9 protein-coding genes are annotated in these 11,253 nt (G+C 51.4%); all 9 read right to left on the reverse strand.

Annotation, left to right across the window (positions count from 1 at the left end):
* Window position 1 precedes the first annotated feature (1 nt).
* Window positions 2-2,089, reverse strand: coding sequence for an elongation factor G (gene fusA / locus KBS54_01555; protein ID MBQ0054816.1), 2,088 nt, complete (start codon window positions 2,087-2,089; stop codon window positions 2-4).
* A 140-nt stretch (window positions 2,090-2,229) separates the two neighbouring features.
* Window positions 2,230-3,687, reverse strand: coding sequence for an Asp-tRNA(Asn)/Glu-tRNA(Gln) amidotransferase subunit GatB (gene gatB / locus KBS54_01560; GenBank protein MBQ0054817.1), 1,458 nt, complete (start codon window positions 3,685-3,687; stop codon window positions 2,230-2,232).
* A 3-nt stretch (window positions 3,688-3,690) separates the two neighbouring features.
* Entirely contained in the window at window positions 3,691-5,166 is a 1,476-nt protein-coding gene (gatA, locus tag KBS54_01565) for an Asp-tRNA(Asn)/Glu-tRNA(Gln) amidotransferase subunit GatA (protein MBQ0054818.1), read from the reverse strand.
* On the reverse strand, window positions 5,163-5,498 hold the full coding sequence (gatC, locus tag KBS54_01570) for an Asp-tRNA(Asn)/Glu-tRNA(Gln) amidotransferase subunit GatC (protein ID MBQ0054819.1): 336 nt from the start codon (window positions 5,496-5,498) through the stop codon (window positions 5,163-5,165). Before gatC ends, gatA begins: the two co-directional genes overlap by 4 nt.
* Window positions 5,499-5,549: 51 nt before the next feature.
* On the reverse strand, window positions 5,550-7,571 hold the full coding sequence (ligA, locus tag KBS54_01575) for an NAD-dependent DNA ligase LigA (GenBank protein MBQ0054820.1): 2,022 nt from the start codon (window positions 7,569-7,571) through the stop codon (window positions 5,550-5,552).
* 3 nt (window positions 7,572-7,574) lie between these two features.
* The gene (gene lysS / locus KBS54_01580) at window positions 7,575-9,095 is read right to left on the reverse strand and encodes a lysine--tRNA ligase (GenBank protein ID MBQ0054821.1); all 1,521 of its coding nucleotides are present in this window, start codon (window positions 9,093-9,095) and stop codon (window positions 7,575-7,577) included.
* Window positions 9,096-9,141: 46 nt separating this feature from the next.
* Complete coding sequence (locus KBS54_01585; protein MBQ0054822.1) at window positions 9,142-10,101, reverse strand: tRNA-dihydrouridine synthase family protein; 960 nt, start codon at window positions 10,099-10,101, stop codon at window positions 9,142-9,144.
* A 54-nt stretch (window positions 10,102-10,155) separates the two neighbouring features.
* Window positions 10,156-10,920: a type III pantothenate kinase gene (locus KBS54_01590; GenBank protein ID MBQ0054823.1), complete on the reverse strand. Its 765-nt coding sequence runs from the start codon at window positions 10,918-10,920 to the stop codon at window positions 10,156-10,158.
* A 135-nt stretch (window positions 10,921-11,055) separates the two neighbouring features.
* Window positions 11,056-11,253: hypothetical protein (locus KBS54_01595; protein MBQ0054824.1), on the reverse strand; the 198-nt coding region annotated here is incomplete at its 5' end.

Below are 11,253 nucleotides of genomic sequence, written 5' to 3' on the forward strand. Positions count from 1 at the left end.
ATTATTCTTCTTCTGCTTCTTTTTCTGCCTGTGCCTGTGCAATAACTTTCTTTGCAATGTCCTGCGGCACTTCTTCGTAGTGCGAGTATTCCATTGAGAAGCTTCCGCGTCCTGAGGTCATTGAGCGGAGAAGTATCGCGTAGCGGAACATTTCCGAAAGCGGGCACTGCGCTTTGACTATCTGGAGTTTGCCCGCGCTGTCGATACCCATTATGCGTCCGCGTCTGCTGTTAAAGTCGCCCATTACGTCGCCGAGGTAATCTTCGGGAACGACAACTTCAACGTCCATTACCGGTTCCATAAGAACCGCGTTCGCGGCTGCCATGCAGTTTTTGAAGGCGAGCGAGGCCGCAATTTTGAACGCCATTTCAGACGAGTCAACTTCATGGTATGAACCGTCATAGATTTCGCAGCTGAAGTCTGTTGCGGGGAAGCCTGCGAGGAAGCCGCGTTCTGCCGCTTCACGGAGTCCTTTTTCAGCGGCAGGGAGATAGTTCTTCGGAACAGCTCCGCCAACGATTTTGTCTATAAATTCGATGCCTGAGTTGGCTTCGCCCGGGATAAGTCTGAACCATACGTCACCGTACTGTCCGCGTCCGCCTGACTGTTTCTTGTGTTTGCCCTGGGCTTCGGCGCGTTTTTTGATCGTTTCGCGGTAAGGAACTCTCGGCGTCTTGGTGTCGAGTTCGACTTTGTAGCGTTCTTTAATTCTTGAAAGCATTATGTCAAGGTGCATGTCGCCCATGCCTGAAAGTATTGAGTCGTGCGTTTCAGGGTTCTTTTCGTAGGAGAGCGTCGGGTCTTCCTTGAGCATTTTAGAGATTGCCGTTCCGAGTTTGTCTTCGTCAGCGCGGCTCTTTGCAAAAATTGCAACGCTGTAGACAGGTTTCGCAAATTTGATTACAGGGAATTTAAGTTTTTCGCCTTTGGTTCCGAGGGTGTCGCCGGCTGTCGTGCTTTCGAGTTTCGGAATTGCGATAACGTCGCCGAGTATTATTTCCTTAACTTCGGTGCTTTCTTTGCCCTTCATCATACGGAATGAACCGGTGCGTTCTTCAACGTCCTGGTTGACGTTGTACACTGACTGGTCTGCCGTAAGTTTTCCTGAGAACACTTTGACAAATGAAAGTTTTCCGACGTACGGGTCAACCATGACTTTGAATACGAAGCCGAGAAATTTGCCGTTTTCGTCAGGCTCCACCGTTACGACTTCCTCACCGTTGAGAGCCGTTCTGTTGTGCATGTCAAGCGGCGACGGCATGTAATCGACTATTGCGTCCATGAGCTGGGTAACGCCGATGTTTGCCGTTGATGAACCCGGAATAATCGGGAATATTGTTCTGCTGCATACGGCTTTGCGGACAACCTGCCGGATTTCTTCATTGGTAAGCGTTTCACCGTCGAGATAACGCATCATAAGCTCGTCGTCAGCTTCAACGGCGCGTTCGATAAGAGCTTCTCTTGCAGCCTGTACAGCGTCCGCCATATCTGCCGGAGTGTCGCTTTCCGTAAATTCCTTGCTTCCGTCGCCTTTGTAGGTATAGGCTTTGCCCGTAAGAACGTTGACTACGCCCTTGAAATTAAGCTCAGAGCCGATGGGGAGGAAAAGAGGAACAGCGCGGTCGCTGAGGTTTTCCTGAATGTCGGCTACGGTGTCGTCAAAGCTTGTATGTTCGCGGTCGATTTTGCTTACGTAGAAAATTGCAGGCGTACCGAAATCTTCCGCAAACTGCCATACTGCCTGCGTGTGGACTTCAACTCCGGATGCCGCGTTCACAAGAACTACTGAACCGTCCGCCGCACGCATGGAGCTGCGCTGTTCGCCGATGAAGTCTGCAAAACCCGGCGTGTCAAGAACGTAAATGGTTTTGTTTTTGTAAGGAATTGTCGAAAGCGAGGTGTTGATTGAAATTCCGCGCTTCTGCTCTTCGCCGTCATAGTCGGAAACAGTATTTTTGTCTTCGACTTTGCCCATGCGGGTGATAAGTCCGGCATTAAAGAGGAACGCTTCGTTCAGTGACGTTTTTCCTGCGCCTCCGTGTGAAATAAATGCCAATCCTCTGGTGTCTTCAGGCTTGCGTGCTCCCATTTGTACCACTCCTCAGTTTTTGTATGGTAAAAATCAAAAATCCACAAACATAACGAGCCGAAACAGAAATACTTCCGTTCTGCACCTGCTATATAATACTATTTAAGCAGCCTGCAAGTCAAATATTTTGTTTCAGGCAGTTATTTAAGCAGCTTTTCTATCAGCTGCGCAACCTCCGCAGGGTTTGCTGAACCGCGTGTTTCGCGCATTACAAGCCCCTGGAGGAATTTCATCTTTCCGCCTTTTTTGTCTTCGCCGCTGCGTATCGTTTCGGCTACCTCAGGCTGTCCGTCAATAATTTTCCGTACTATCTGCTCAAGCGCGCCGCCCTCGACTCTGCCGACGGAAGCTCCGCTTGCCTTGATTGCCTCTTCAAGCGTGCAGCCCTTTTCAATCATAACAGCGAACACGTCTTTCGCCTGCGTGTTTGAAAGCTCTTTCGCGGCGACTTTGGCAATCAGTCTGCCTGTTTCCGCAGCGTCCACGCCGAATTCACAGATGCAGATTCCCTTTTCGTTGAGAACGCGGCTGATTTCAGTCATAAGCCAGTTTGCGGCTTTGTCCGCAGGTGCGCCCTGCGCGACGCATTTTTCAAAATACTCAGCCATTTCAAGCTGTTCGGTAATTTTGACGCTGTCTTCAAAGGAAAGTCCGTACTGCTCTACGAAGCGGTCACGTTTGTCCCACGGCATTTCCGGCATACTTTCGCGTATTTTCTGAACGTATTCCGGTTTGGCGTTGATAGGGGCAAGGTCCATTTCCAGATAGTAGCGGTAGTCTCTCGCGCTTTCCTTGTTGCGCATTGAGCGCGTTACGCCCGCAACGTCGTCCCAGAGCCTTGTTTCCATGTAAAGCGGTTCTCCCGTGTCAAGAGCTCTGTTCTGACGCGCGATTTCATAATCAAGCGCGCGTTCGATTGATTTAAGGGAGTTGACGTTTTTGATTTCAACGCGTGTTCCGAGGCTTCCGTCAGGATTTGAAAGCGAAACGTTGACGTCAACGCGCAGCGAACCGCTTTCCATTTCGCCGTCAGAAACCTTGAGGTAGCGGGCGAGCTGGCGGATCTGCGTTATGTAGGCGATGGCTTCGGCGGCGGAGTTCATATCCGGCATCGAAACTATTTCCGAAAGAGGAATTCCTCCGCGGTTGTAGTCAACGAGCGAATAGGAAGCGCCGGAGAGACGGCCGTCGCTTGTCGGGTGGACAAGCTTGCCTGCGTCTTCTTCAAGGTGCAGATGATCAAGGCGGACGCGTTTCTTTTTGCCGTCAACGACTATGTCAAGATAACCGCCGGTTGCGATTGCATGCTCGTACTGAGTGACCTGGTATGCCTTCGGAAGGTCAGCGTAGAAGTAATGTTTTCTGTGGAAACGCGTATTGTCGTTTATCGTGCAGTGCAGACCGAGTCCCATTTTGACAGCCAGTTCGACTGCGTGGTCGTTGATAATCGGCAGGGTTCCCGGAATTGCAAGGCATATCTGGCAGACGTTTGAGTTCGGCGTTGCGCCGATATAGTCCGTCGAGCATTCGCAGAAAAGTTTTGTTTTCGTGTTAAGCTGAAGATGTATCTCCAGTCCTATTACAACCTGTCTTGCCATCTTCTAGCACACTCCTTCCATTGACGCGCATTCCGGCGCGCCGAAACCTTTTTCAATCTCAGAGGCTGCCGCAAGCAGGCTGTCGTCGCCGAAACGCGGACCTATGAGCTGTACGTAAGTCGGAAGGCCTTCCTGCGTAAAGCCTGTGTTTATTGACATTGAAGGAAGTCCTGCAAGGTTCGAGATTGACGAGAAAGCGTCGCCGAGATACACGCGGAGAGGCTTGTCGTCAACGTAGCCCTGTTTGTACGGAAGCTGCGGATGAATCGGGCAGATGCACAGGTCAGCTTTTTTGAAAAGCTCCGTAAATTCGTCTGCTATCATCTGGCGGACTCTTGTCGCCGGAATGTAATAGTTGTCAAAATATCCGCGCGACAGTATGCAGGTTCCTATAAGTATTCTGCGGCGCACCTCTTTGCCAAATCCGTTGTTGCGGCTTCTCTTGTACATATCCGTAAGGTTTTTGCCGTCTTCGTGATATCCGTAGCGCATTCCGTCAAAGCACGCCATTTTTGAACTGGCGTCGCCGAGAGCAACCATGTAGTAGCAGGCGACTGCGTGTTTTCTTGCGACGGGAAGGTCAATTTCAAAGACCTCCGCACCCTGCTCTTTGCAGTATGCAGCGGTTTTGTCTATCGCTTCAAGAAGCTCCGGTGCGACGTGCGATTTGTCATAGCCGGAAAGTACCGCAATTTTCTTGCCTTTAAGACTTGCGCCTTCAAGCGCCTTCGTAAATGACGGTCTGTCGTATGCATCGCATGTGCTGTCATAATAATCCGCTTTTGCAAGAACGTTCATTACAAGGGCAAGGTCCTTCGTGTTTCTTGCTATGGGACCCACCTGATCCAGCGATGAAACGTAGCCGACTATTCCGTAGCGGCTTATCTGTCCGTAGGAAGGCTTAAAGCCCTGCACGCCGCAGAAAGCGGCAGGCTGGCGTACTGAGCCGCCGGTATCGCTTCCGAGGGCTATCGGGCAGTAACCGGCGGCGACAGATGCCGCGCTTCCGCCTGAGCTTCCGCCCGGAACACGGGTAATGTCGCGGGGATTAAGCGTTGCACCGAAAATGGAGCTTTCGGTCGTGCTTCCCATGGCGAATTCGTCCATATTCGTTTTGCCGACAAGCACAGCTCCGGCTTCTTTCATAAGCTTTACCGCCGTTGAGTCGTAGTTCGAGACCCAGTTTTCAAGCATTTTGCTGCAGCAGGTCGTCTTTATGCCCTCTGCGCAGAAATTGTCTTTCGCAAGATAGGGAACACCTGCAAGAAGCCCCGGATCTTCGCCGCGCGCCACTTTGGCGTCGACTTCGGCTGCTTCTTTGCGTGCCGTTTCTTCGCAGAGGGTTACAACCGCGTTGATTTTGCCGTCATATTTTTTGATGCGTTCGAGAGAGGCTTCAAGAACCTCCGCCGCTGTCCATTTTTTGCCGCGTACGCCTTCGGCGATTTCAGCGGCGCTGAGTTTGCAGAATTCCATTATTTGGCCTCCCCGCTGATGCCTGTGTCTTCTTCAAGCGAAATAATTTTCGGAACACGGTAGAAATCTCCGTCGCGTATCGGAGACTCTGCGATAAATTCGTCGCGTTTCTCCCATTTTGAGAGAATGTCGGCACGGCGTTCAGGCGCTTTTTTAACGTCCCATTCGAACGGCTTTACGCTCTCGTGGTCAAGCTCCTGCATTTCGTCGCACATGCGCAGTACGGCGTTGACTCTGTCAAGCACCTCCTGATATTCCTCTTCCGGCAGACCGATGCGCGAAAGTCCGGTGACTTCGTGAAGCCGTTCTGCGTCCATAACCATTTTCTTTATCATTAAAACCACTCCTTACCAGGACGATTGGATTGCCTCAAAACTTATATTAACTCAGAACTCATTTAGTTTATTTATAAATTCCTGTTCGTCAAGTATTTTTATTCCAAGTTCTTTAGCTTTCAGATATTTGCTTCCGGGATTTTCGCCGACAACCACAAAATCCGTCTTTTTGCTGACGCTTCCGGCTGTATCGCCGCCGAGCGCCTGTATCTTTGCGGAAGCCTCACCGCGCGTCATCGACGCAAGTTCTCCGGTGAGAACAAATTTAAGCCCGTTCCACGGAAGCGCCGTTTTGTCTGCGGCAGGCTCCGAAATTTCAAAGGTCAGCCCGTAATTTCTGAGCCGCTCTATCATTTCCCTGTTGTGCGGTTCCGAGAAAAACGCCACCATGGACTGCGCTATTACGGGGCCTATACCTTCCGTCGTTTCAAGTTTGCTTTCGTTTTCAAGCGACGCTTTCATAACCGCGTCGAGCGAGCGGAAGCGTTCCGCAATGTCATTCGCCGTTTTTTCGCCGACGTTTCTTATACCGAGAGCGTTTATCAAAGCACCGAGCGGGCGTTTTTTCGAATTTTCTATTGCCTCTGCAAGATTTTGCGCCGATTTTGCGCCCATTCTCTCAAGCATTCCTATTTCAAGCACGGAAAGTGCGTACAAGTCCGCGACGTTCTGTATCATTCCGCTGTCAACGAGCTGTGATACAAGTTTTTCGCCGAGTCCGCGTATGTCCATAGCCTGCCGTGAGCCGAAATGTTCTATTCTTTCCTTAACCTGTGCAGGGCAGGAACCGTTTGTGCATTTTACCGCGGCTTCACCGTTTATTCTCAGTGCCTTTGCGCCGCATACAGGACAGACGTCCGGTATTCTGAAAGGAAGCGCGTTTACTGGACGTTTTGAAAATTCCACCCGCACGACCTCGGGAATAATTTCCCCCGCCTTGTGCACCCAGATGCTGTCGCCTATGCGCACGTCTTTTCTGTCAAGTTCGTCCTGATTGTGGAGGCTCGCTCTCTGAACAATGGTTCCCGCAAGCCTTACAGGCTCAAAAACTGCCGTAGGCGTCAAGGTTCCTGTTCTTCCGACCGTTACCTCTATGTCAAGCACTTTCGCAAGCTTTTCTTCCGGCGGGAATTTGAAAGCTATCGCCCAGCGCGGCGCGTGGCTCGTTTCGCCGAGCTCTTCCCTCAGCCGCAGTTCGTTGAGCTTTACGACAACGCCGTCCGTGTCTATGCGGTGCGAAAACCTTTTTTCTGTCCAGCCGTCAAGATATTCGTTTATTTCGGCAAGACTTCCGCAGAGCTTTTCAGACTCCTGAACGGGAAGCCCCCATACACGCAGTTTGTCAAGCATTCCCTGCTGAGTGGTCACGCCGTAACGCTCCGGCGCAACAATCTGATAAAGATAAATGCTCAGCCTGCGGCGTGCGGTTACGGAAGCGTCAAGCTGTCTGAGGCTGCCTGCCGCCGCGTTTCTCGGATTCGCGAAAAGTGTTTCGTCCCTTTCCTCGCGCTCCGCGTTCAGCAGCGCAAAATCTTCCTTGTCCATGCACACTTCGCCGCGAACCTCTACGATGCCGGGAATTTTTTCGGCAAGCTCGAGAGGAAGCGTCTTTATTGTTTTGAGATTTTCGGTAACGTCTTCGCCGACGCGTCCGTTTCCGCGCGTGGAACCGCTTTTGAAAACGCCGTCCTCGTATATCAGCGAAGCCGAAAGCCCGTCTATCTTCGGCTCGCACAGCACTTCGATATTCTGTCTTTCAAACGAAGCCGCAAGTTTTTCGTAAAATTTCTGCAGTTCATCACGGTCAAGCGCATTGTCGAGACTCATCATCGGGACAGCGTGCTCAACCTTTCCGAAGCCTTCCTTCGCCGCCCCGCCTACGCGCTGTGTCGGCGATGCGGCGGAAACAAGCTCCGGATGTTCTTTTTCGAGCAGTTCAAGCTCTTTTGCAAGCCTGTCGTATTCATAGTCGCTGATTTCCGGGGCGTCCTGCTCGTAATAAAGCCTTGCGTGGCGGTCAAGCTCCGCGCGCAGCTGTTCAGCCCTTTTTCTGAAATCAGCGGTTTCAGTCATAAATTATTCTTTCGGCCTCATGGTAGGGAAGATAATAATGTCACGGATTGACTCCGCATTCGTCAGAAGCATGCAGATGCGGTCAATTCCCATTCCCATTCCGCCCGTAGGGGGCATTCCGTATTCGAGCGCGTTGATAAAATCTTCGTCGAACGGGTGCGACTCATCGTCGCCCGCCGCGCGTTTGCGCTGCTGGTCCTCAAAACGTTTTCTCTGGTCGAGAGGGTCATTCAGTTCGCTGAACGCGTTTGCAATTTCCCAGCCGTTTATGTAAAGCTCGAAGCGCTCCGTCATGTCGGGGTTGTCCGGGCAGCGTTTCGCAAGCGGCGAAATAGCAGTCGGGAACATAGTTACAAAGGTCGGCTGTATAAGCTTGTCTTCAACGTATTCGTCAAAGAACTTCGGGAGAATTTCCCAGCGTGTGTCGGTATCCAGAATTTCAATGTTTCTCGCCTTTGCTTCTTTTCTCGCGTCTTCGTCGGAAATCGTTTCAAAGTCAATTCCTGAATATTCCTTAACAAGTTCGCTCATCGTCGCGCGGCGGAAAGGCGGCGTAAGATCAATTTCTTTGTCCCTGTACATAACCTTTCTTCCGCCGAGTTCGTCGGCGGCGGCAACTATAAGCTGCTCCGTAAGATCCATCATTCCTTCGTAATTGCTGTACGGCCAGTAGACTTCAAGCGACGTAAATTCGGGATTGTGGCGCTGATCCATGCCCTCATTTCTGAACTGGCGGCCTATTTCGTACACACGTCCGAGCATACCGACGACAAGGCGTTTGAGGTGAAGCTCCGTCGCAATGCGCAGATACATGTCAATGTCAAGCGTGTTGTGGTGCGTGATAAACGGACGGGCGTTGGCGCCTCCCGCTATCGGGGAAAGAATCGGCGTTTCGACTTCAAGCGTGCCGTTCTCGTCAAGCACCCTGCGGAAGGTGCGGATAATCTGCGTGCGTTTGCGGAAAACGCCGCGAACCTCCTGATTTGCGATAAGGTCAACGTAACGCTGCCTGTAACGCGTTTCCATGTCGGTAAGTCCGTGCCATTTTTCAGGCATCGGGCGCAGAGCTTTTGAAAGCAAAGAAAACTCCTTGACGGCAAGCGTAAGTTCACCGCGCATGGTGCGGAACGGTGTGCCTACTATGCCGATAAAATCCCCGGCGTCAACCCATTTTTTGAAGAACGTGTAGCGTTCTTCGCCGAGCACGTCAAACTGGAAGCAGAGCTGAATTTTTTCATCTCCGTCCTCAAAACCGGCGAAAGCCGTTTTGCCGTGGCGGCGAAGGATCATAAGGCGTCCGGCTGTGCTGATGTTTGCGTCTTCTGCCCATTCGTTTTCCTTCAGGTAATCGAATTTTTCGCGGACGTACGCGAGATTGTGTTCGACGTTCCAGCTTGTCTGCTTGAACGGGTCATAATTTTCCTCCTCGCGGAGACGGAACAGTTTGTCCTTGCGCTGCTTGAAAACTTCTTCCTCCGAAACCTGATTCTGCTGATTTTGCTGTACGTTTTTCTCGTCTGCCATAAAAAACACCCCGTAAATTTATTTTTGAAAATCTATAAAATTCCTTTTAATCCGCTGAAACGCCGGCGGTTTCTTTCCAGTTCAGTATAACCTCTTTCATTTCAGGCCAGCTGCGCAGAAACGCAACCCGGCGTCTCAATTCCGCAGCACCGCGAAGTCCCCTGAAAACCGCGCCCGTCGCCCTGTGAGCCATAACGAGGGCGTGAGACTCCCCCTCGCGTTTGTAAACCGCGTCGCAGAGCATGCATATCAGTTCTGACTGCGTTTCTGCGGAAGGCTCGCTGTATTTTTTGTCAATATCCGCGCCGAGCCTTGCAAGAGTTTTCGGAATGAGGCACAAATCTTTCAAAACACCGCGCGCGGCAAGAACCGAACTGCAGCCCATACCGAGATATTCCTCAAAATCCTCCGGCGCGTAGCAGTCGCCGCTTGCGGAAATCATTTCAGGAAAACGCTCCGCCGCACTACGCACGATTTCCCTGTCCGCCCTGCCTTCGTAACGCTGAGCCTGCGTTCTGCCGTGGATAAAAAGCTGGTCTGCCCCTGCGTTCAGCAGTTTTTCGCAGAAATTCAGAGTTTCCGCGTCTTCCGCACTGCGCCGTATCTTTGCCCACACGGGAAGCCCCGTATCCTTCAGCGAAGCGATTATTTCCGCCGCCTTTTCAGGTTCCTTAAGCAGTGCTGAACCGCTGCCTTTTTTTGTAACTTTCGGCATCGGACATGCCATATTTATCTCAACAGCGTCAAAACGGCGTATTTCAAGCGCAAGCTCCGCGCCCTTTCCGACGTCCGCCGCATTCGAGCCAAAAAGCTGAAGCACGGCAGGGCTCTGTTCGTCTTCGCCGTAAAGCAGTTCCTTCGTTTTTCTGCCCTTGTAGCACAGCCCGAGCGCGCTCACCATTTCCGTATGCACAAGGCCTGCGCCCAGCTGCTTGTAAAACTGTCTGACGGAATAATAGGTTATTCCCGCAAGAGGCGCCAGCCATATCGGATTGCAGACCTCCACGCCGCCGATTTTTTTCGGCCAGCCAGGAAGCGTAAATCTCCGGCAAGGCAGCTACTATTCGGCATTTCTTTCGTAAATTATCCTCAGTCCGTCAAGCGTAAGCCAAGGGTCGCACTCCGAAACAAGCGACGAATATTTTGTAAAAATGTGCGAATGACCGCCTGTCGCCACAAGCCTGCAATCATAGCCCAGTTCTTTGTTTATCTCGCGTATAAGGGTGTCAACCATGCCTACAGTTCCATAGACTATGCCGGACTGAAGCGCTTCAATCGTGTTTCCGCCGACGTAATGCTGAGGTGCGGCAAGCGAAACCTTCGGAAGCTTTGCCGTTCCTTCAAAAAGCGCTCCCATGCCAAGCTCCATGCCCGGTGAAATAGTGCCGCCGAGATACGCGCCGTCCTTTGAAATAACGTCAAGGGTAATCGCTGTTCCGAGGTCAACTACTATAAGCGGACAGCCGTATTTTTCAATGCCCGCGACGGCGTTGGCAAGGCGGTCTGCACCTATGCCCGTGGGGTTCTTCATAGCTATTTTGAGCCCCCTGACCATACGGGAGGAAACCCTGAGACACTGCACGCCGATATAATTTTCAACGCCCTGAATAAAAATGTCGTCAAGCGGGGGCACAACGCTTGCGTAAACTGCGCCTGTTATCTGCGATCTGTCAATTGAGAACGTGTCAAGCAGACTGTGCATCGTAAAGCCGATTTCGTCCACAGTCTGTTTTTTTGACGTCAGGCGCCAGTGTCTGACAAGCTTCTGCCCGTCATAAACGCCCATAGTCGTATTCGTGTTGCCTACGTCCAGAACAAGAAGCATGCGCTGCCCTCCGTATCTGTTTCAATACTAAGGAAATATTTTACTACATTTATGCCGATAAAACGAGAAAAATGACAAAAAATATCGCAATATTGTGTTATTTGGCAGTTTTTCATTGTGTTGTTTGGCAGTTTTTCATTGTGCTGTTTGGCAGAAAACGAGAATTGCGGCTGAGGCGCAGGCTATAAACAGCCGCATATTTTTTCCGTACCCGGAAACGTCTGCGGCAAACAAGAAAAAGAGAAACGCCGATACGGCGTTCATAACCGCCGAATGGCGGAAAGTCCACGGAACGGCGCAGGAAATTGCGTCTGCAAAGATTTCCCAGCCCTC

Origin of the sequence: Candidatus Equadaptatus faecalis (genome assembly GCA_018065065.1) — a bacterium.
Lineage (GTDB): Bacteria > Synergistota > Synergistia > Synergistales > Synergistaceae > Equadaptatus > Equadaptatus faecalis.